This window comes from Paraburkholderia sp. BL27I4N3 (genome assembly GCF_003386115.1).
Lineage (GTDB): Bacteria > Pseudomonadota > Gammaproteobacteria > Burkholderiales > Burkholderiaceae > Paraburkholderia.
Window position 1 is genome coordinate 2,335,196 of sequence record NZ_QREJ01000001.1, and the last position, 20,192, is coordinate 2,355,387.

Annotated in this window: 17 protein-coding genes; 2 read left to right on the forward strand and 15 right to left on the reverse strand. The window is 65.2% G+C overall.

The features are described 5' to 3' along the window. Positions 1-7 precede the first annotated feature (7 nt). The 5 genes from B0G71_RS10765 to B0G71_RS10785 form a co-directional block, all read right to left on the reverse strand. On the reverse strand, positions 8-1,066 hold the full coding sequence (locus B0G71_RS10765) for a hydrogenase expression protein HypE (protein ID WP_116117091.1): 1,059 nt from the start codon (positions 1,064-1,066) through the stop codon (positions 8-10). Positions 1,067-1,401: 335 nt separating this feature from the next. Next, positions 1,402-2,457, reverse strand: a complete 1,056-nt coding sequence (locus tag B0G71_RS10770; RefSeq protein WP_116141587.1) for a HoxN/HupN/NixA family nickel/cobalt transporter — start codon at positions 2,455-2,457, stop codon at positions 1,402-1,404. A gap of 134 nt (positions 2,458-2,591) precedes the next feature. Next, complete coding sequence (locus tag B0G71_RS10775) at positions 2,592-2,984, reverse strand: copper resistance protein CopC (RefSeq protein WP_116141589.1); 393 nt, start codon at positions 2,982-2,984, stop codon at positions 2,592-2,594. Positions 2,985-2,999: 15 nt separating this feature from the next. Continuing rightward, a complete protein-coding gene (locus B0G71_RS10780) occupies positions 3,000-3,905 on the reverse strand; it encodes a hypothetical protein (RefSeq protein WP_181916751.1) in 906 nt (301 codons plus the stop codon). A gap of 106 nt (positions 3,906-4,011) precedes the next feature. Continuing rightward, positions 4,012-4,473, reverse strand: a complete 462-nt coding sequence (locus tag B0G71_RS10785) for a DUF2946 domain-containing protein (RefSeq protein ID WP_181916752.1) — start codon at positions 4,471-4,473, stop codon at positions 4,012-4,014. 129 nt (positions 4,474-4,602) lie between these two features. Between B0G71_RS10785 and B0G71_RS10790 the strand changes: the two genes are divergently transcribed. After that, positions 4,603-5,955: a TAXI family TRAP transporter solute-binding subunit gene (locus tag B0G71_RS10790; protein ID WP_116141593.1), complete on the forward strand. Its 1,353-nt coding sequence runs from the start codon at positions 4,603-4,605 to the stop codon at positions 5,953-5,955. Positions 5,956-5,970: 15 nt separating this feature from the next. On the opposite strand, the gene B0G71_RS10795 is transcribed toward B0G71_RS10790, so the two are convergent. Next, positions 5,971-6,801 carry a ProQ/FinO family protein gene (locus tag B0G71_RS10795; protein ID WP_116141595.1) on the reverse strand — a complete coding sequence of 277 codons (831 nt, stop codon included), beginning with the start codon at positions 6,799-6,801 and terminating at the stop codon, positions 5,971-5,973. A 189-nt stretch (positions 6,802-6,990) separates the two neighbouring features. Between B0G71_RS10795 and B0G71_RS10800 the strand changes: the two genes are divergently transcribed. Beyond that, the gene (locus B0G71_RS10800; protein WP_116141596.1) at positions 6,991-7,914 is read left to right on the forward strand and encodes a LysR family transcriptional regulator; all 924 of its coding nucleotides are present in this window, start codon (positions 6,991-6,993) and stop codon (positions 7,912-7,914) included. Here B0G71_RS10800 and B0G71_RS10805 read toward each other — a convergent pair. The 9 genes from B0G71_RS10805 to B0G71_RS10845 all read right to left on the reverse strand — a co-directional run bounded on the left by B0G71_RS10805 (position 7,911) and on the right by B0G71_RS10845 (position 20,101). Then, complete coding sequence (locus B0G71_RS10805) at positions 7,911-9,287, reverse strand: MFS transporter (RefSeq protein WP_116141598.1); 1,377 nt, start codon at positions 9,285-9,287, stop codon at positions 7,911-7,913. The two genes, B0G71_RS10800 and B0G71_RS10805, sit on opposite strands and share 4 nt — an antisense overlap. Positions 9,288-9,380: 93 nt before the next feature. Further along, on the reverse strand, positions 9,381-11,114 hold the full coding sequence (locus B0G71_RS10810; RefSeq protein ID WP_116141600.1) for a GMC family oxidoreductase: 1,734 nt from the start codon (positions 11,112-11,114) through the stop codon (positions 9,381-9,383). A 95-nt stretch (positions 11,115-11,209) separates the two neighbouring features. After that, entirely contained in the window at positions 11,210-12,016 is an 807-nt protein-coding gene (locus B0G71_RS10815; protein ID WP_116141602.1) for an enoyl-CoA hydratase/isomerase family protein, read from the reverse strand. A 4-nt stretch (positions 12,017-12,020) separates the two neighbouring features. Beyond that, a complete protein-coding gene (locus tag B0G71_RS10820) occupies positions 12,021-13,598 on the reverse strand; it encodes an AMP-binding protein (protein WP_116141604.1) in 1,578 nt (525 codons plus the stop codon). After that, the gene (locus B0G71_RS10825; protein ID WP_116141606.1) at positions 13,591-14,172 is read right to left on the reverse strand and encodes a (2Fe-2S)-binding protein; all 582 of its coding nucleotides are present in this window, start codon (positions 14,170-14,172) and stop codon (positions 13,591-13,593) included. The genes B0G71_RS10820 and B0G71_RS10825 overlap by 8 nt, the downstream gene beginning before the upstream one ends. Next, positions 14,145-14,966 carry a xanthine dehydrogenase family protein subunit M gene (locus B0G71_RS10830; RefSeq protein ID WP_106284347.1) on the reverse strand — a complete coding sequence of 274 codons (822 nt, stop codon included), beginning with the start codon at positions 14,964-14,966 and terminating at the stop codon, positions 14,145-14,147. The genes B0G71_RS10825 and B0G71_RS10830 overlap by 28 nt, the downstream gene beginning before the upstream one ends. Next, a complete protein-coding gene (locus tag B0G71_RS10835; RefSeq protein ID WP_116141676.1) occupies positions 14,963-18,001 on the reverse strand; it encodes a molybdopterin cofactor-binding domain-containing protein in 3,039 nt (1,012 codons plus the stop codon). The genes B0G71_RS10830 and B0G71_RS10835 overlap by 4 nt, the downstream gene beginning before the upstream one ends. After that, complete coding sequence (locus B0G71_RS10840; RefSeq protein ID WP_116117104.1) at positions 17,998-18,624, reverse strand: UbiX family flavin prenyltransferase; 627 nt, start codon at positions 18,622-18,624, stop codon at positions 17,998-18,000. Before B0G71_RS10840 ends, B0G71_RS10835 begins: the two co-directional genes overlap by 4 nt. Next, positions 18,617-20,101 carry a UbiD family decarboxylase gene (locus tag B0G71_RS10845; RefSeq protein ID WP_116141678.1) on the reverse strand — a complete coding sequence of 495 codons (1,485 nt, stop codon included), beginning with the start codon at positions 20,099-20,101 and terminating at the stop codon, positions 18,617-18,619. Before B0G71_RS10845 ends, B0G71_RS10840 begins: the two co-directional genes overlap by 8 nt. Positions 20,102-20,192: the final 91 nt, after the last annotated feature.

Consider the following 20,192-nt stretch of genomic DNA (forward strand, 5'->3'; position numbering starts at 1 on the left):
CGCCTGCTCAGCGACGGTAACCGGTGGTGAGTTCCGAACGGTTGTGACGCCATTTCGGCTCATCGTTGAGCGTGTTTCTGGTCAGTTTGCGCAAGCTGCGGATCAGCGGGCCATAGCTCCTGATCAGATTCGACGACAGCACCGCGCCGGGCGGCTCGTCCATGAACGGCATGAACTTGTCAGGAAAGCCCGGCATCGTGCAGCCGATGCAGATGCCGCCCACGTTCGGACAGCCGCCTATGCCCGCCATCCAGCCGCGTTTGGGCACGTTGCATTGCACGACCGGTCCCCAGCAACCGAGCTTGACGATGCAATTCGGGCTGCCGTATTCGGTCGCGAAGATCGCCTGCTCGTACGAACCGGCCCGGTCGCACCCGTCGTGCACGGTGCGCGTGAACAACCACTTCGGCCGCAATGCGTCGTCGAGTGGAATCATGGGTGCGAGGCCCGCGAGCTGATACAGCAGATACAGCAGCGTCTCCATGAAGTTATCCGGCTGCACCGGACAGCCCGGCACGTTGACGATCGGCAGGCCTGCTTTCGACTTCCAGTCCCAGCCGAGATAATCGGCGAGGCCCATACAGCCGGTGGGGTTGCCTTGCATCGCGTGAATGCCGCCATACGTCGCGCAGGTTCCCGCGCCGACCACCGCCAGCGCGCGCGGCGCGAGCCGGTCGAGCCATTGCGGAATCGTGATCGGGTCGCCCGTGTCCGGGTCGGTGCCCAGGGCGGCCCAATAGCCCTCGCGATTGATACGCTCATTGGGAATCGAGCCTTCCATCACCAGCACGAAGTTATCCAGTTCGCCACGCGCCGCCTGATGAAACGGCTTGAGAAACTCGTCGCCGTTTTCGTACGCCAGTACGGGATTGTGGAGATGGACCTTCGGCAAGCCGGGAATCGCGCCGAGAATCACGTCCTCGATACTCGGTTGGGTGGCCGCGGTGATGGATACCGAATCGCCGTCGCAGCCGAGGCCCGCGGTAATCCAGATGATGTGCACTTCCTTGAGGGCCGGCGCGTGCTGAGTCTTGCGCCCATAGGGGACGTTGTCTGCTTCCGCCATGATGTGTCTCCACTACGTTCACGTTCTTTTTGGACAAGCAAAGATACGTGGCGAGCGCCGCACGGCAGTCACGTGTCCAGCAATCGATCAGGGGTCATTTCCGCGTGGGGAGCGGTTAAAAAGATCGGATTTGCTGCATGTTTTCGTTTGAATGGTGCTCATCGCAATGAGCCCGAAAAACTTGTTCGAGTATAGTTCAGCGATACGAAATACCCCAATTTTCATAGCTTTTCGTGAAACTTCGCGTGCGGCGATAACCGCATCCGTGCGCCTGTGCAATTCTCTGACGATAGCCCTTAAGGGTTCGGGCCACGCTTATTTTTCATGCGCGGTCATCAGGAACGGATTTCCATTTCGCCGATTCGCCGCCACTTATAAACCGCGGCGGACAATAACCAGGCGGCCGCGAAGACGCAAACGATCGCATAGCCGAGCATGCCGACGTGATCGTTAAGAAGCGCCACCGTCTGCCAGAATCCGCCATTTAAATGCAGCTTGTCGGCCGCGAGCCCAAGTCCTTCGATGCTGCCGACCAGCAGTGTCACCAGCACCGAAATCGTCGTGATGGTGAGGTTGTAGTAGAGCTTGCGGACCGGCTTCACGAAGGCCCAGCCGTAGGCGCCCAGCATGAGGATGCTGTCGGTGGTATCGATCAGCGTCATGCCCGCCGTAAACAGCATCGGGAACACGAGGATCGACCAGATCGACATGCCTTGCGCGGCGCCCGCCGCGGAAATGCCGAGCAAGCCGACTTCGGTCGCGGTATCGAAACCAAGGCCGAACAGAAAGCCGAGCGGGTACATATGCCAGCTTCGTGTGATCAGGCGAAACAGCGGACGGAAGAAGCGCGCGAGAAAGCCGCGATTGGCGAGCAGCATGTCGAGATCTTCGTCGACATACGGCTCGCCGCGGCGCACGCGCCGAAACGCGCGCAGCACGGAACGCAGCACGATGAGGTTCAGCAGCGCGATGGCAAACAGGAAAAACGTCGACACGAGCGTGCCGATCATCGCGCCCGTTTCCCTGAATCCGCCCAGCCGGGTTTGCAGGGCCATCGCGGTGACGGCAATGCCGAGCGTCGCCAGTACGACGATGGTGGAATGGCCGAGCGAGAACATCAGCCCTGCGCTCAGCGGACGCTGGCCGGACTGCATGAGCTTGCGCGTGACGTTGTCGATGGCGGCGATGTGGTCCGCGTCCACGGCGTGCCGCAAGCCGAGCGAATAAGCCAGCAGGCAGGAACCCATCAGCAGCGGATAGCCGCGAAACGCCGCGAGGGCCGCAAGCCATGCGGCGAGATTGAAGGTCAATAGCGACGCGTAGAGCCAGGCGATCCGCCGGCGCTGGTGGCCCGGCGCCGCTGTCGGAAACGCCTTCACGGACTCCGTCATGTGTTCTTCTCCTCAGAGCGAAGGCGAAGACGGCTGCTTTGCACAGCCTGGCGCTCAAAGCGTCTTTTCGATAATAGACCTTTTCAGACGCTGCGCCATCGCCCGATGGATGACGCAGCGCATCACCGCTTCAGCTACTTCACATTGAACGCATAGTCGCCGTGGGTGCGATGTCCGTCCGACGCCACGGCCACCCAGTGCACCGTGTAGTGACCGGCCGCGAGCGCCGGCAACGGCACGGTGATCAAGGCCCGCTGATGCTCATCGACCGTGGCCTTCTCCGTGTTGACCTGCTTGCCGCTCGCGTCGGTCACCGTCAGCGAACTGAACGCGGCTTCGAGCGGGCCGTCGAACATCACGCGCACCTGCGCGGGTGACGTCACCGTTGCGCCCGCGCCCGGCTCCTGCTTCTGCGGAAAGACATGCGCGAAAGCCGCGCTTGCCAATGCAAGTCCGGCGAACAACGACGCCAGTTTCGCCACGGTACGTGTGCCACGCAAACGTGGATGTTTCATCGTGTCATTCATCGTTACTCTCCTGCGTCACTGAAACAGCGGTTTGCCGATCGTGGTCGGCGCGACATCGTCGAAGAAGATATGCGCCTGCACCAGGATGCCCACATGCGAGCCGCTTGCGCGATTGATCGGGATTTGCGCCTCTACGCCGAACTGTCCATAACGGTTGATCCAGATGAAGCCCGGATTGACCGTGCCGGTCGTCTGCCCCTGGCTGCGCGACAATGGAATTTCCACCAGCGGAATCAGATTGGCGAACGGTTGCGGCAGGCCGACATCGCGCACGTGCTGCTGCAAATACGGCAAGCTGTACTGCACGGTGAACCCGTAGTTGAACGCGTTCGGCTGTCCCGCACCGGTGGTCAGCGCCGGCCCCGCTTCGCCCGTGATCGCGATCGGCCGCAGATACGCGAGCGACTCGGGCAGATCGCCCATGCCCTTGCCGACGTAGACGGTGGGCGAGATGGTCGAGAAGTTATCCGCGATCGCGCGGCTGCCCGTGCCGCCGAGTTCGGCATCCACGCCGATCGAGGTCATGAACTCGTGCGCGTCGTTGACGTACAGCAGGTACTTCAAGCCGACGCCGAAGTTGTCGAAACCGCTCGCCCGCGGGTTGTTCTGCATCGCATACGTGCCGTCGACGGACACCGCGAGCCGCGACGTGATCAGCTTGTCGTACTCGAAGTCGAAGGTATTGATGCTCTGGTCGCCGTTCTCGCCAGGCACGCGTTGATGGCCGAACTGGAGGTTGGCTTCGTCGCCGACGCCGGGGTCGTCGACGGCCAGCGTCGCTGGGAAAACCCGGTTGCCCGCAATGGCGTGGGCGCCGGCGAGCGTTGGCGCGCACAGCAAGGCGCCGGCAATGGCGGCAATAGTGACGAGCAGCGCCGCCGAGCGCAGCGGCTGCGCGCGGGGCGTCGAGGGGATAAGCATGATTCATCCTGTTTCATGGGTCGTGACAATGCCGGCGCGCACAGTCGACAGGGACGTGCGGCGGCAGCCGCGATGCAGTCGATGCATCGCGCCGTGGTGACTCGAATCAGGATGCGAACGGAGGGGCGCGGGGTTGAGCGAACGTAAGCGGCTCGACGCGACGCACGCTTTCGAAGCGGGTCGCGACGGTGTGCTGCAGAGCGCGGATGGCAACGACGAACAGTGCCTCGACGCTCGGCACGGCCGGCATGTGGGCGAGCAGGCTGCAATAACCGCAGGCGTCGCCGTCGGACATGGCGGTGTGGCCGGTATGGCCGGTATGGTCGGTGTCTTTGCCGGCGGCCTGACCGGATGTGCCCGACACGACCGACGACGCGTCCGGCATGTCCTTTCGCATGGCGTCCATCGACCCCATGGACGCCATCGACGGCATATCGCAATGCTCGTCCGACATGGCGCCTTCATCGGCGCGAGCGGCGAGCGTGTGCGAGATCGTCGGCGCGAGCGTGGCCATCAGGATCGCGAACAATCCCAGCCAACTGCCGATCTTCCGATAGAAACGACTCACGATGCGCCCGGCGCCACAATGGGGAAGCTGTCGCGGATTATGCCACGGTCAATAGAGCAAACTGCCGACGGCAAAGCCGCCACGGACAGTGGACAATGCGATCATCCCGGCTCCCGGCACGGAGTGTCCATGAAAGCGCAGCGCCCGCGTCCCCCGCACTTTCCCGGCGAAGAACCGCATGCCGAGTGGCGCGACCATACCCTGCTCTATGCCGTCGTGGCGACGGCCATCATTCTGACGGTCACGCTGGTCGTCTGGCTGATCGATCCGGCGCCGCCCAAAACGATCACCTTGAGCGCCGGCCCGCGCGACAGCTCGTTTTTCATCGCCGCCGAGCAGTACCGGAAAATTCTCGCCCGCAACGGCATCAAGCTGAACGTGCTGGAGTCCGATGGCTCCGTGCAGAATCTGCAACGGCTGCTGGACCCGAAGCAGCACGTCGACGTCGCGCTCGTGCAAGGCGGCGTGGCCAACGGGCTCGACACCTCGTCGCTCATGTCGCTCGGCAGCGTTTTCTATATTCCGGTGGTGGTGTTCTATCGCGGCACGGGCTTGAGCCAGCTTTCTCAACTGGAAGGCAAGCGCATCGCGGTGGGTCGCGAAGGCAGCGGCACGCGCCTGCTCGCACTGAAACTGCTGGAAGCGAACGGCATCGAGCCGGGCGGCGACACCACGCTGGTGCCGAGCGACGGCCTGCAGGCCGCCACCCAACTGGTGGCCGGCAAGGTGGACGCGGCGATCCTGAACGGCGACTCTGCCACGCGCGGCCTGATGCTGCGCCTGCTCAAGGTGCCCGGCGTGTCGGTGATGAACTTCGACGAAGCGGGCGCCTATACGCGTCTTTTTCCCTATCTGGACCAGATCGACCTGCCCGCCGGCGTGCTGGATCTGAAGCGCCGGATTCCGCCGGAAACGGTGCATCTGATCAGCCCGACCGGCGAACTGGTGGCGCGCACCACGCTGCATCCGGCCATTTCCGACCTGCTGATCGAAGCGGCGCAGGAAGTGCACGGCATGCCGGGGCTGTTGCAGCGGGCGGGAGAATTTCCGAGTCCGGTCGCGCGTGAATATCAGATCAGCGAGGACGCGCAGCGCTACTACAAAACCGGCAAGAGCTTTCTGTACCGCACGCTGCCGTTCTGGCTGGCCAGCATCGGCGACCGTACGCTGGTTCTGCTGCTGCCGTTGGCCGTGCTGCTGTTCCCGGCCATGCGCCTGATTCCGGCGCTGTATCGCTGGCGGGTGCGCTCGCGCATCTATCGCTACTATGGTTCGCTGATTGCGATCGAACGCGGCGCGCTCATCGGTTCGACCGACGAGGAGCGCAAGCGGCTCTTCGCGGAACTGGACCAGATCGAGGATTCGTTGAATCGGCTGCGCATGCCGCTCGCTTACGCCGACGCGTTCTATGTACTGCGTGAACACGTCGGCTTCGTGCGCAGCCGGCTGGCGGCTGCGTCGCGGCAAGGCAGCCACCCTTAGGCGGGGTGGCGGGTTTTACGCTTCGCGGGTGGCCGGCGAGTCGGCCGGTTCGGCGGCCGCTTCGTGGGCGACCGGCGTAGCCGTCGAATCGGCCTGCGGCGTGCCTGCTTCGGCGGCTTGCGAGTCCGCAGCGGCTTCGGCCGGCGCAATGGTTGTGTCGGCTGGCGCATTCGGCGTTTCGGCAGCGGCTTGAGCGCCCGCTTCCGTGCCTGCCTCGCCGGCCGCGTTTGCGTTCGCCGCGCCGGCTGCCGCCTTCGCCGCACCCCTGCCCGCGCGATGCGCCTGCAGACGCTGCGCACCGGCGGCTTCCTGCGCCGTGACCTTGCCCGCCTCGGCGCCCGTCAGATCGACGCGCGCCGCGCCTTCCACGAGACATTTCCAATAGCGGCTGCCACGGCACCAGGTCTTGATGGCGTCGCGCAATTCGGCTTCGCTCAGCGACAGTTCCTTGGCGTGCACCACGAGGTCTTCGAAAATACCGACCTTGAGCGGCAGCTTGGGCGCCGGATTCTTGGGGAAAGCAATGGGGAAGCGTTTCTGCAGCCGCCCGATCGATTTCACCACCGGGTCCACCGGCTTCGCCTCCACCGCCGGTTTGGCGTCGGACGCGGCTGCAGGTGAGGCACGGCGCGGCGGCGCCGGCTTGCGGGCAGGCCTCGCGCCCGGCTTGGCGGCGTCTTTGGCGGCGTCTTTGGCGGCGGGCTTGGAAGCGGGCTTGGAAGCGTCCTTGGCCGGCTTGGATGCGTCCTTCGAAGCAGGCCTGGCGCCGGACTTCGCGGCAGGCGCAGCCTCGCGGCGAGCCGCGGCCAATTGCTTCTTCAGTTCAGCGAGTTGTTCGAAACCCATAGCGCACAGTCGATCGAGAAAGACGAGATTGTAGCAGTGTAAGGAAACAGGTTCGTGACGACGCGCACGCCGCGCCGCGCGGGCTTGCAAGCAGGCGCGGCGCGGCACGGTTAAACTCGGAGCTTCCGGTCCTTCCCGCCCTGTTTCCCCGCGTTTTTTACATCGGTTTCCGACCCGCTCCCGCGTTTCATGGACCTCAAGCAAATCCAGTATTTCATCACGCTGTTCGAAGACGGCTCCGTCACGCGCGCGGCGAAGCGGCTCAATATTGTCCAGCCCGCGCTCAGCATGCAGATTTCGAAGCTCGAAACCGAATTGCGCCAGAAACTCTTCGAGCGCGGCCCGCACGGCATGACGCCGACCGACGCGGCGCGCCAGATGTTCCGCCTGTACACACCGATCATGCGCGATATCGAGCGGGCGCGCGACCAGTTGAGCCGCCAGGACGCGATCGTGACCGGGCGAGTGTCGCTCGGCATGGTGTCGTCCGAGGCGGAAAGCGTGCTGCCGGAGTCGCTCGCCAGGTTCAACGCAATGTTCCCGCAAGTCGAAGTATCGGTCGCCGACGGGTTCAGCGCGCAGTTGATCGACGCGGTCGAAGCGGGCCGGCTGGATGCAGCCATCATCAACAAGCCGCGCGGGCGTCTCACGCTCGACGTGGTGCCGCTGGTCGACGAGGAAATGGTGCTGGTGACGAGCGCCGCGCTCGGCCCCGAGTTGCCGCCGGCCGTCGATCTCGCGCAGCTGGCCGGCATCGAGCTGGTGCTGCCGACCCGCCGCAACGGCCTGCGCGGCGTACTGGACGCGGCGCTGCTGGCCGAAGACGTGGTCATCAAGCCGAAGTTCGAGATCGACCTGCTGAACACCATCGTGCAGTTCGTCGAACAGAGCAGTGTCGCGACGATCCTGCCGCGCGTGGTGGTTCAGCGCAAGGTCGACGAGGGGGTGCTGTGCGCGCGCACCATCACGTCGCCGCCGATCGTGCGGCACATCATCCGCGTGAGCCATCCGAAGCGGCCGATCGGGCCCGCGGCGCACGCGCTGATCGAGATCATCGGCGAAGAGATCCGGCGCGTGACGACGGGCGCACCCGTCGACCCCTCCGCGAGCTAAGCCGGTTCGCGCGCCGCGGCCTGTTCGAGCCGCCCGCGCGTTTCCGGCACGACGAACGCGCCGATCAGGAAAATCACGCTGATCGCGCCGACGAAGATCGCCAGCGTCATCGGCAACTCGCTCGCATCTTTCGCCACCAGCGAGACGGCGGTCGGCATCATCCCGCCAATGGCAAAGCCGATGTTCCATGAAAGCCCGGTGCCGGTCGCGCGAATCGCGGTCGGGAACCGTTCGTTCAGGAAGATCAGGATCGGCGCATAGCCCGCGCTGCCGAGCGCGCTGAGAATCACCGCGTACACGCCGATCATGGTGACGCTTTGCGCCGTGGGCAGCAGCAGGAACAGCGCGGGCAACGCGAAGAGCCGGATCAGGCCGAGCCAGATGAAAGTGGACTTGCGGCCAATGAAAGTGCTCAGATGCCCCGCCGCCACCGACGCGATAACCACCGCCACGCTGCAGATCAGCAGGATCGCCGCCGCGGCACCGTTCGGCGCGTGGCTGACCACCTTGAGGAAGGTGGGCAGATAGCCCGAGGTCAGGTAATAGCCGCTGCCGCCGCCGATAGTCAGCAGCAGGTTGACGAACAGAATCGACCGATAGTCGCGGGAAAACAGCGTGCGCACGGGCGAGCGCGCGATTTCGACCGGCGTGTCGTGCTTCTGTGCCGCGGCCTTGGCGGCCTTTTCGGCGGCGAGCTTTTTCCACAGCGGCGACTCTTCGAGACTGCTGAAGACGAACAGTCCGAGCACCGAACTGATGATGCCGGTGAAAAACATGCAGCGCCAGCCCCACACCTCGAACGCCGCGCCGGGGAATAGCGCCGACATCGCCAGATACGTGAGCGAGGCGAGCAACGCGCCGAGCCCCGCTCCGCCGCCGCCGATCAGCCCCGACACCGCGCCGCGATATTTCGGCGCGACCGATTCGGTGCCGATGGTATGCGTCGATGCCACCACGCCGCCCACGAACACGCCCTGCACGAGCCGCAGCATGAGGAACAGGATCGGCGCGACGAGACCCACCTGCGCGACGGTCGGCAGCACGCCGAACGCGGCCGTGGAAAGTCCCACGCCGACCACCGCGATGATCATCGCGCCCTTGCGTCCGTGGCGGTCCGCGTAGGAGCCGAACCATGCCGAACCCAGCGGGCGCATCAGCAATGTCACGGCAAACGACGCATACACCGCCGCGAGCGAGAGCATCGCGTGCTCGGACGGAAAGAACAGCCGCCCGACCACCGGCGCGACGAACAGCAATACGAACAGATCGAACAGATCCAGTGCCCAGCCCAGGCACGAGGCCATTACCGCACCCATCACTTGCCGCTGGTCTACCGCGGGCAAGGCGGCGCCATTTTGCGCTGCTACAGACATCGTCATCTCCTTGACTATCAGCGGGCCGTCTCTCGATCGTCCCCGTTTGTAGGCACGTTCTCTTGCGCGTGCTCTTGGTGGTGTTAAGAAACCTTATGGCGAGGCCGCGGTGAGCGGCGCCGTCTTCGATCCAGCATTTGCCTCGCGTCGCGCGAGCATCGCGTCGGCAATCTTTTCGGCCATCATGATGGTCGGGATATTCGTATTCGCCGCGGGCAGGCGCGGCATCAGCGAGGCGTCGACGACCCGCAGGCCGTGCGCGCCGTGCACACGGCCGGAAGTGTCGGTTACCGCCGTGGCGTCGTGCGCGTCGCCCATCCGGCAAGTACCGCTCGCGTGCCAGACGCCGAACACATTCGCGCGGACAAAGTCTTCGAGCGCGCCCGGCTCGGCCAGCAGCGCCGACATGCGCTGGCCTCGCGTGAAGAAACGCTCGATCAGCAGACGCCGCAACGGCGCGGGCGTATCGAGCAGCATGCCGAGCAGCGAGGTTAGCGCCGCATTGCCCTTGCCGACGCGGCTTAGCGCTTTCACACGCGGTGAAAACGCGGCCGGGAAAAAGTCGCGCGGATTGTCGCCGAGACCCGACGCCTCGACGATCTTCGCGAGTATCCGCACGCCGTGGACGAGGCGCGCGAGATCGCGCGGATCATCGAGCAGATTCAGATCGACGCGCGGCGCCACCGCTGGATCGGCGGACACGAGTTGCACGCGGCCGCGCGAATAAGGCCGGTTGCACCAGAGGAAAAACAGGCCGAGCCGGTTGCCGAGCGCATGCCAGGCGGCGCGCGTCGCACTCGACAGATACAGATCGGACTCGTCGCAGCCCGCTATGCCCGAGGTAAAACGCGCGGCCGTCATGCTCGCGCGGCGGCGCGAGAGCGGCATGCGAAAACGCCGCTCGAGAAAATGACAGAACGTGAGCGACGGATGATCCTGGAGATTGCGTCCCACGCCCGGCAGATCGACTCTGCACTCGATGCCGAGCGCGTCCAGTTCCGCCTTCGCGCCGATGCCGGCGCGCATCAGCAACGCGGGGGATTGCAACGCGCCCGCGCTCACTATGACTTCGTTGGCGTCGAAACGGATGCGCGCGCCGCTGCGCTCTACCGCGACCACGCCGCGCGCCACACGCCCTTCCATGAGGATCGACTCGACGCGCAAGTCCGCATAGATGCGCAGATTGCGGCGCTGACGCGTCGCTTCGTCCAGATAGGCCGTTGCGGTCGATACGCGCCGGTCGTCGAGATTCGAAAACGCGCCGGGAAAATAACCGTCGCCGAACTCGGCGTTCTGATCCTGCAAGGCCGCGAAACCATTTTTCCGCATGCCGTCGGCGAAGGCATCGCAGAACGCCGGCCAGTACGCCGGCAGAATGCGGCGGATCGGCACCGGACCATCTCTGCCGTGCAACTCACCGGCCGGAAAATCTACATCGCGTTCGAGTTTGCGGAAATACGGCAGTACGTCCTGCCATGCCCAGCCGCTCGCACCGTTGGCGGCCCAGTCGTCGTAGTCGCGCGGCAGGCCGCGATTGGCTGACTGCACGTTGATGCTCGACCCGCCGCCCATCACCCGGCCCTGCTCGTAGACGCGAGGCGCGGCGGTGCGTGAGGCGCTTGCCTTCAGTTCCGGCCAGATGTATTTGTCGCCGCAGAAAACCGGCATCGGATAGCTGTCGAGAATCGCCGCGGGCACCTTGCCGGGCGGCGTATCCGCGCCGGCTTCGATCAGCGCGACGCGCAGCGACGCGACTGCCGACAGACGATGCGCGAGCACGCACCCTGCCGATCCGCCGCCGACGATCACGTAATCGAAGCGTTCCATCTACCTGTCTCCCTTGTCGACCGGAGTTAGCGCTTCAGCGCTTACTCCGGTCCCATGCGAAGCATCTTCCGATTTCCCTTTGCCCAGCGTTCGCCTCAACTGCCGCGAAACACCGGCTTGCGCTTACCGTGAAACGCCTCGACGCCTTCGCGGAAATCGTCCGAGGCGCGCAACCGGCTATAGCAGTGCCCTTCGAGTTCGATCGCGATCGACAGCGGTGCGTCCTCGGTATCGTTGAGCAGCTTCTTCGCGGTGCGTTGCGCGAGCGGTGAGAACGCGCGCAGTTCATCCACCAGCGCGTCGGTCGTCGCCTCGAGTTCCGAGTCGGCCACGCATTCGACTGCGATGCCCCACTCGTAAGCCTGCTTGCCCGGAATGCGGCGCGAGCGCATCACGATGTCCTTGGTGCGGCCGATGCCGACCATCTGCTGCAACCGCGCCGAGCCGCCGGAGCCCGGAATCTGCCCGAGTTTCTGTTCCGGCAGCGCGTAGAAACTGGTGTCGGTGGCAATGCGGAAATCGCACGCGAGCGACAGTTCGAAACCCACGCCGAAACAGAAGCCGCGATTGGCCGCGATCACCGGCTTCGAACAACGCGCGGGCGCCGCGATATTCCAGGCGAGCTTCGACACGGTTTCCGGCGATGCTTCCAGAAATCCCTTGATGTCGCCGCCACTCGAAAAGTGCTCCCCCTGGGCGCGCACCACGATCACGCGCACACGCGGGTCGTCGTCGAGCGCCTCGAAGGCGGCGCGCAACTGATCGCGCGCATGCATCGAAATCACGTTGAACGGCGGCCGGTGCAGGACGATGTCGGCACGCTCGCGCTCTGCGTCGATCTCGATGGAAAAGCCGTCGAGATCCTGCAACAGGCTCTGGCCGCGGTGAGTCAATTCGGTCATGGGTTCACTCCTTGGTAGTTTGCGTGTGAGATGCAATAGCTTCGCCGCGGGTGTCGGGCTCGTACTCGCCCGCGGACAGCTTGCGGCGCAGAATCTTGCCGACCGGCGACTTCGGTATGTCGTCCACGAATACGTATTCGCGCGGACGCTTGAAGTTGACGAGGTCGGAGGTGCGGCAGTGCGCGTCGAGTGCGTCGGCGTCGACGTACTCGCGGCGTTTCACGAAGGCGACCACACGCTGTCCCCAGCGCTCGTCCTTCACGCCGGCCACCGCGACCTCGTCGACCGCGGGATGCAGCGACAGCACCGACTCGATATCGACCGGCGAGATGTTCTCACCGCCGCTGATGATCATGTCGTCGACGCGGCCGGAGACGTACAGGTCGCCGTCGGCGTCGAAGAAACCCGTGTCGCCCGTGAAGTACCAGCCCTCACGCAACGATTTGGCGTTCGCATCGGGACGATTCCAGTAGCCTTCGAAGGCTTCGTCGCCGAGCAGGTCGGCGATGATCTGGCCTTCCTCGCCCGCTTGCGCCAGGTCTTCGGGCGTGAGGGCGTCGAGCCTGACGACGCGCAAGCGCGTGTTGATGCCCGCGCGCCCCGCACTGCCTGGCTTGCGCGTGGCGTCCTGATCGATGCTGAAGGTGTAGACCTCGGACGAGCCGTAGTGATTGACGAACAGGTCCGGTTCGAACGCCGCTGAGAGGCGCTTGAGCAGACCGTCGTTCATCGGCGCGCCGGCGAAACCGAGCTTGCTCACCGTCGATGTATCCGTCGACGCGAAAGCCGGATCGGCCAGCAGATCGTGGTACAGCGTCGGCACCAGATAGAGGCAGGTGAGCTTGTGTTGCTCGATCGCAGCGAGTGCGAAGCGCGCATTCCAGCGGCGCACACAGACGAACAGGCCATCCACCAGCGCCATCGAGAGCAGCGAGCGCACGCCCATGGTGTGATAAAGCGGCATCACGCCGAGCGTGCGTTCGCCGTGGCCGTACTGGTTCTGCGCGACATGCGCGAGCGCCGCGGCGCGTTCATGGCGATGACGGCGCGGCACGCCTTTGGCCTTGCCGGTGGTGCCTGATGTGTAGAGCATCAGCGAGTAGTCGTTGGCATCCGCGCGCGCTTGCGCGTCGTTCGACGTGTCCGGCGCGGCTTGCGCCAGCAGTGTGTCGAAGCTCGCGGTGCAGCCTTGCACGTCGTCGAGACCGATACGCGGCAAGCGCTGCGCGGCGGGACTTTGCGCCACGGCATCGGCGCAGACCGGTTCGTACACGATGGCCTTCACACCGGCATCGGTTACGCAGTATTCGAGTTCATCGGGTTTCGCGCGCCAGTTCAGCGGCACGATCACCACGCCCGCGAACTGGCAGGCCCAATGCAGGGTCGCCATTTCCCAGCGGTTTTGCAGTACCACCAGCAAGCGGTCGCCATGCCCGAGACCCAGACCGCGCAGACCTTCGGCCACCTTCACGATGAGGGGATGCCACTGCGCGTACGTCAGCGCCAGTTCACCGTCGACGAGAGCGAGCGCATTGGGGCTGCGTTCCACGCTCTGCAAAAAAGTTCGGCCGAGGTCAAGCATGAGCGGCCTCCACGGTTTCACTAGCCGCCTTGCCTTGCCGGCGCCGTGCCGCCACGTCGAGCACCGCGGCGACGATCGGCGTATAGCCCGTACAGCGGCACAGATGGCCCGAGAGCATGTCGCGCACCTGGGCTTCGCTCGGATCGGGCACGCGCTGCAGATAGTCCGCGCACGACATCAGTATCCCGGCCGTACAGAAACCGCACTGCAACGCGTGATGACGCTGGAACGCCTGCTGCAGATCGCCGAGCTTCAGGTCGGGTGCGAGTCCCTCCACCGTGTCGATGCGGCGGCCATCGGCCTGCACCGCCAGCATCAGGCACGAGCGTCCCGCCACGCCGTCCACGTGCACCGTGCACGCGCCGCACACGCCATGCTCGCAGCCGACGTGCGTGCCGGTCGCGCCCAGTTCATGACGGATGAAATCCGACAGCAGTTCGCGCGGCTCGCAATAGCCGCTGCGTTCACGGCCGTTGAGCGTCAGCGTGACGCATTGCCGTTCGCCCTGCCGCACTATGTGCACGACGTTGCCGTTCGATGTGTTGCTCACTTCGCCTCCTCGATCACGCGCCATCCCAGTTGCCGGACCAGATGCCGGCGATACGCCGCGCTGATATGCGCGTCGTCCTGTGCGCCTAGTTTCCAGCTCAAATCGTTCAGTGCGCTGCGCAGATCCTCGTCACGCAGACGCGGCCATTGCTCGACCACCGGCCGGTCCGCGACGCCACCCACCGCGAGGCGGATCGAATCGCTCGTCACGACAGCCGCGCACGCGGCCATCGCGAAGTCGCCGTGGCGCGCGGAGAACTCCGTGAAGCCATAGCGCTCGCCCGGCCGCTTCAACGGGAAGCGCACGGCTTCGACCAGTTCGTCCGGCTCGCGCGCAGTCATCAACATGCCTTGGAAAAACTCGCCGGCAGGCACCACGCGGTGTTTCTTTTTCGAGCGCAGCATCACGTCGCCGCCGAGCGCGGCGAGCACCAGCGGCAATTCCGCGCTCGGGTCGGCATGCGCTATCGAGCCGCACACCGTGCCGCGATTGCGGATCTGAAAGTGCGAGATATGCGGGAACGCCATCGCCAGTAACGGCACTTCGTCGCGCAGCGATTCGCGCCACTCGACGCTGCCTTGCGTCGCCGCCGCGCCCACCGCCAGCAAGCCGGCCTTGTGATCGACACGCACCGAGTTCAGCTCGTCGGTGCGCGAGATATCGATCAACATGCGCGGCTGCGCGAGGCGCATGTTCAGAACCGCCATCAGCGACTGGCCGCCGGCCAGCACGCGGGCGTCCTCGCCGTGTTGCGCGAGGGCGTCGAGCGCATGCTGCGTCGTCATGGCCCGCAGATAATCGAACGGCGCGGGCTTCATGGCTGTCTCCTGAAACGGCCCAGCAGGCGCGAAAGCCATGAGCCGCCGGTGTGAACTGGTTTGCCCGCCGCCTGACGGCCGAGCGATTCGAACAGTTGGCGCAACACGACCTTGGCCGCGCCTTCGAGCATGCGTCCGCCCACTGCCGCGACCTTGCCCGAGACCTGCGCTTCGTAGTCGTAGGAAAGACGCGTGCCGTTTTCGATCGGCGTCAGTTCGACGAGGCCGCTGCCACGCGCGCTGCCGAGCGACGATATGCCCGCGCCCGCCAGACGCAGCCGACGCGGCGCGTCGATCTCCGACAAGCCGATCTTCGCTTCGAAACGCGCCTTGATCATGCCGACGCCTGCCGTCACGTCGGCGCGATACTGGTTCGTGCCTTCGGCTTCGAGCGCATGGCAGCCGGGTATCACCCTGGCGAGCGCGTTCGGATCGAGCAGCACGGCAAAAATCGCTTCCGGCGACGCCGGCAAATCGACGCTGCCCTGCGCGGTGAGCGCCTTGCCGCCACCCGGCGCCGCCGGTTTGGCGGCGGGCGCTTCACGCAACTCGGGTCGCGACGGCTCCGGATCGTCGATGCCGATCAGCGCCATGACCTTCGAAGGCGTCAGCGGCAAACGGATATCGTCGACGCCGAGCGCGTCCGCCACCGCATTCGCGATGCACGGCGGCGTACTCATGTTGTTGCCCTCGCCGAGTCCTTTCGCGCCGAGCGGCGTGAACGGCGACGGCGTTTCCAGATGCACGATCAGCGGATCGGGCACTTCGCAGGTGGTCGGCATCAGATAGTCGGCGAGCGTGCCCGACTGGAAGCTGCCGTCCGCGCCGTAGCGGAATTCCTCCATCAACGCCGCGCCGAGTCCTTGCGCGAACGCGCCTCGAATCTGCCCGTCGGCGAGCGCCGGGTTCAGCAGCGTGCCGGCGTCGTGCGCGGTGACGTAGCGGTCGATCCGCACGCGGCCGGTGGCGTGATCCACTTCGACGCCGCACATGTCGAAAGCAAAACCGTAGGCGGCCGATGTGTTGACGCGATCGTTCTCATCCGGCGCGGCCATGTTCGGCGGATTCCAGAACACCGTCTCGCGCAAGCCGGGCTCTTCGCCTTCGGGCAGCAGCGCGGGCGCCCAATGCGGCGCATTGGCGGCGACGCGGCCGAACGGCTGCGCGCGATCCTCGGCACCCTTTGCAAAAATCCTGCCTTCTTCGAAACGGATATCGTCCGGCGCGCAGCCCATCTGCTTCGACACGATGCGCGCAATCTTCTCGCGCACGCGCACGGCCGCGAGATGCACCGTGCCCGCCACCGCGCCGGCGAAACGGCTGGAATAATTACCCGCCGCCACCGACCACGCGTCCTTGTGCGTATCGAATTCGACATTGACAATGACGTCATCCGGCGACACGCCGAGCACGTCCGCGACCACTTGCGCGCACACCGTCATATGCCCCTGGCCCGCGGGCGTCGATGCAATCGTGACCACCACGCCGCCGAGCAGATCGACGCTCACGGTCGCGCTCGCTATCGCGCCGCTCTTCGGCCCGGCTTTCTTGCGCGCCTCGGCGGGCATCACGGTCGTGATGTAGCCCATGTTCGACACCGACGGCTCGACGATCGCCGCGAAGCCGATCCCGTACAGCCGCCCTTCCTTGCGTGCCGCCGCGCGACGTGCAAGCAGCTCGTCATACCCGCCTTCGCTCAGCGCACGGCGCAGCGCTTCCGGATAGTTGCCCGAGTCGAGCAGCGCACCCGCCGCGGCGCGATACGGGAACGCATCGGCGGCGACGAAATTGCGGCGGTACACGTCGAGCACATCGAGGTTCAGTTCGAGCGCGATGCGCTGCATCAGCCGTTCGAGCGCGAAGTACACCTGCGGACCGCCGAAGCCACGCACCAGACCCGTCGGTGTCTTGTTGGTCAGCACGACGCGGTTGCGCACGAGCAGATTGTCGATTGCGTACGCGCCAGTCAGGCAGCCGTGCATGCGATAGAACGTGGCCGGTTCCGGCGCGCGCAGATAGCCGCCGCAATCTTCGAGTTGATCGTAGGAGAGCGCCGTGATGCGGCCGTCGCTTTCCACGGCGGCTTCGAGCGTCGAGAGGCGCGCGGTCGCGGAGGTCGCCGCACTCAGATGCTCGAGCCGGTCCTCGACCCATTTCACCGGCGCGCCCGCCTTGCGCGAAGCGAGGCACATCAGCACCACGTACGGAAACACCGCCTGCTTCACGCCGAAGCTGCCGCCCGAATCGCGCGGCGCCTTGTGACGCAAACGGTTGGCGGGCACGTTCAGCGCCATCGCCATCACCGCGTGCAGCGAGAACGGCCCCATGAAATTCGACGTGACGTCGTAGCCTTCGTCGCCTGCCAGGTATTCGGCGATCACCACGCCGCATTCGATCGGCGCGCAGGTATTGCGCGGATAATGCGCCACCAGTTTCACGCGATGCGGCGCCTTGTCGAACGCGGCTTCCGGCTCGCCGTAGCGGAAATGCCGGTCGCTGATCACGTTGCTGCCCACTTTCTCGTGCAACACCGGCGATGCATCGCTCGCCGCCTGCTCGATCGAGGTGACCGGAACGAGCGTGGCGTATTCGACCTTGAGCAGATCGAGCCCGTCTTCGGCGATGGCTCGCGATTGCGCGAGCACCACCGCCACCGGTTCGCCGACATAGCGCACGCGGTCCATCGCCAGCGCCCACTGTTCCATCGGCGATTTCACGCCGACCACGAAAGGCCGAGACCAGGCGCGCAGGTCGTCGCGTGTCAGGATCGCGTGCACACCAGGCAGTTTCGACGCGGCATCGGTGTCGATCGACACCAACTCTGCATGCGCGTGCGGCGAGCGCAGGATCGCGGCGTGCAACGTGCCCGGACGAATGCCGATGTCGTCGCCGTAACGGCCGCGACCGGTGAGAATCGCGGGATCTTCCAGACGCTCCATCGGGCGGCCGAGATGACGTCGCGGGCGTTTATCCAGTTCTGGTTCGCGTTCACGCGTCGCGGTGTCGCCTGCGTGAAGCAAGTCGCGCTGATTCATTCGTCCACTCCCGAGCGGCGCTCCGTGAATTCGTCGGCAAGCCCGCTCCAGCGCTGCGCGATCTCGCGATGCTCGATACCGAACAGATCGAGAATGCGCCCCACCGTGTGATCGACCACGTCCTCGATAGTCTTGGGATGCGCGTAGAAAGCGGGCACCGGCGGCATCACGATCCCACCCATCTCCGTCACGGAAGTCATGTTGCGCAGATGCGCGAGATTGAGCGGCGTTTCGCGCGCGACCAGCACGAGCCGGCGACGCTCCTTGAGCATCACATCGGCGGCGCGCGTGAGCAGGTTGTCGGCGAAACCGTTGGCCACGCCCGCGAGCGTCTTCATCGAGCACGGCGCGATCACCATGCCTGCCGTGATGAACGAACCGCTAGCCACCGCCGCGCCGATGTCGCGCACGTTGTAGACCACGTCGGCGAGACTGTCCAGATCGCCGCGCGTCATGCCGAGTTCCTGCGCCGCCGTGACAGCGCCGGAGGCCGACACGATCAGATGCGTTTCGTGCGTGCCGAGACGGCGCAAGGCCGCAAGCAGACGCACGCCGATCGACGCGCCGCTCGCGCCGGAAATGCCGACAACGATGCGCTGCGGCTTATGTGCGAGCTCAGCCATGCGCGCCACCCAGATAGGTATCGAACGCGGCGTTGTCGGCGGCGATGAGTTCGTCCAGATTTACCGTGTCCTGGCCCGGAATGCGCACCCGCGTGAAAACGTGCGACGCATACACCACCGGCCGCGTGGCGTCGAGTCCCATCTTCGCGCTCACACCTTGCAGATGCGGCGGCGCGTCTTCGGGCTGACCGACGGTGGTGGACGGATCGAGCGGCGAACCCTGCGCGCCCCCGATCACGACCAGGTCGCGGTCGGCCTGGAAGCGCGTGGCGACGGCCCATTCGATTTCGGCCGGATCGTGCACGTCCACATCGGTGTCGACCACGACCACCTGCTTGATGTCGTAGTGCGCGCCGAACGCGCACAGAATCACGTTCTTCGCTTCGCCTTCGCGCTTCTTATCGAACTGCACCCACAGGTGATAGCGGCACACGCCGCCCACGGAGAGATGCACGTCCTTCACGTTAGGATGACTACGTTGCAGATGGGCGAGCAGCGTCGCCTCGCGCGGAATCGCGCCGAGCAGCAGATGCTCCATTTCCGCCGGCACGATCGTATGAAAGATCGGCTTCTCGCGATGCGTGAGCGCGGTGACTTCGATCACTTCACGCGCTTCCTGCGCGCTGTAGTACTTCGGGAATTCGCCGAACGGACCTTCCGGTTCGCGCACATTGGGCAGAATGCGCCCTTCGATCACGATCTCGGCGAAGGCCGGTACATTGACGCCGTTGCTCACGCATTTGACGACCGGCAGCGGCGCGCCGTGCAGCGCGCCGGCGATTTCCAGTTCGTCTGAATCGATTGGGGAAATGGCTTGCGAGGCGAGCATCGTCAGCGGATCGACGCCGATCGCGATGGCGACGTCGAGCGCATCGCCGGCCTCTTCCGCGGCTTTCTGGAATGCGTACAAGTGGCGCGGCAGCAGCAGGATCGCCATGCGATCGGGCCCATGCACCTGAATGCGGTTGATCGACACGTTCTGCACGCCGGTACGCGGATTGCGCGCGATCACGAGACCCGCGGTGATATATGGCCCGTTGTCGTGCTCGCTGTGCGTGGGAATCGGCAGCAGCTTGTGAAGGTCGATGCCGCCGGTATGCACGACCTGCTGGCAGGCCGCTTCGGCGCGTGAAATTTCTTTCGAGGGAATCGGCTGATCGGCTGCGTCGCGAAAGCGCTTCAGCAGATCGGCCTCGGCCACACCCATCGCTTCGGCGATCCAGGCGCGGCGCGACATGAAACCGCTGACCACCGGCACGTCGTGACCGCCCGGTTTCGTGAAGAACGCGGCTTGCGTGGCGTCGAGGCGCTTGGCAATCGCGGCAAGTTCGTGTTCGAGCGCCACCGGCCTGTCGATCGTGGCCAGCCGGCCCGTGCGCGCCAGATGCGCCAGCCAGTCGCGCAGCGTAAGCACGCCGGACGGGCGGCCCCACGTCAGTTGGAAAGTACCGTGCGATGCGGCTTCGCGAGTATTCATCTACGTCTCCATCCGTGCCCCGGCTTCATGTCCGAACCGGACTGCCAGTTGATGATGGAAGCGTAACGAGATCGGCGTATAACTTCTAATA

Excerpts from the sequence above, each read along its gene's own strand:
- B0G71_RS10765 (WP_116117091.1), bottom strand. The coding sequence starts at position 1,066 with ATGGCGGAAGCAGACAACGTCCCCTATGGGCGCAAGACTCAGCACGCG.
- B0G71_RS10770 (WP_116141587.1), bottom strand. The coding sequence starts at position 2,457 with ATGACGGAGTCCGTGAAGGCGTTTCCGACAGCGGCGCCGGGCCACCAG.
- B0G71_RS10775 (WP_116141589.1), bottom strand. The coding sequence starts at position 2,984 with ATGAATGACACGATGAAACATCCACGTTTGCGTGGCACACGTACCGTG.
- B0G71_RS10780 (WP_181916751.1), bottom strand. The coding sequence starts at position 3,905 with ATGCTTATCCCCTCGACGCCCCGCGCGCAGCCGCTGCGCTCGGCGGCG.
- B0G71_RS10790 (WP_116141593.1), top strand. The coding sequence starts at position 4,603 with ATGAAAGCGCAGCGCCCGCGTCCCCCGCACTTTCCCGGCGAAGAACCG.
- B0G71_RS10795 (WP_116141595.1), bottom strand. The coding sequence starts at position 6,801 with ATGGGTTTCGAACAACTCGCTGAACTGAAGAAGCAATTGGCCGCGGCT.
- B0G71_RS10800 (WP_116141596.1), top strand. The coding sequence starts at position 6,991 with ATGGACCTCAAGCAAATCCAGTATTTCATCACGCTGTTCGAAGACGGC.
- B0G71_RS10805 (WP_116141598.1), bottom strand. The coding sequence starts at position 9,287 with ATGTCTGTAGCAGCGCAAAATGGCGCCGCCTTGCCCGCGGTAGACCAG.
- B0G71_RS10810 (WP_116141600.1), bottom strand. The coding sequence starts at position 11,114 with ATGGAACGCTTCGATTACGTGATCGTCGGCGGCGGATCGGCAGGGTGC.
- B0G71_RS10815 (WP_116141602.1), bottom strand. The coding sequence starts at position 12,016 with ATGACCGAATTGACTCACCGCGGCCAGAGCCTGTTGCAGGATCTCGAC.
- B0G71_RS10820 (WP_116141604.1), bottom strand. The coding sequence starts at position 13,598 with ATGCTTGACCTCGGCCGAACTTTTTTGCAGAGCGTGGAACGCAGCCCC.
- B0G71_RS10825 (WP_116141606.1), bottom strand. The coding sequence starts at position 14,172 with ATGGCGCGTGATCGAGGAGGCGAAGTGAGCAACACATCGAACGGCAAC.
- B0G71_RS10830 (WP_106284347.1), bottom strand. The coding sequence starts at position 14,966 with ATGAAGCCCGCGCCGTTCGATTATCTGCGGGCCATGACGACGCAGCAT.
- B0G71_RS10835 (WP_116141676.1), bottom strand. The coding sequence starts at position 18,001 with ATGAATCAGCGCGACTTGCTTCACGCAGGCGACACCGCGACGCGTGAA.
- B0G71_RS10840 (WP_116117104.1), bottom strand. The coding sequence starts at position 18,624 with ATGGCTGAGCTCGCACATAAGCCGCAGCGCATCGTTGTCGGCATTTCC.
- B0G71_RS10845 (WP_116141678.1), bottom strand. The coding sequence starts at position 20,101 with ATGAATACTCGCGAAGCCGCATCGCACGGTACTTTCCAACTGACGTGG.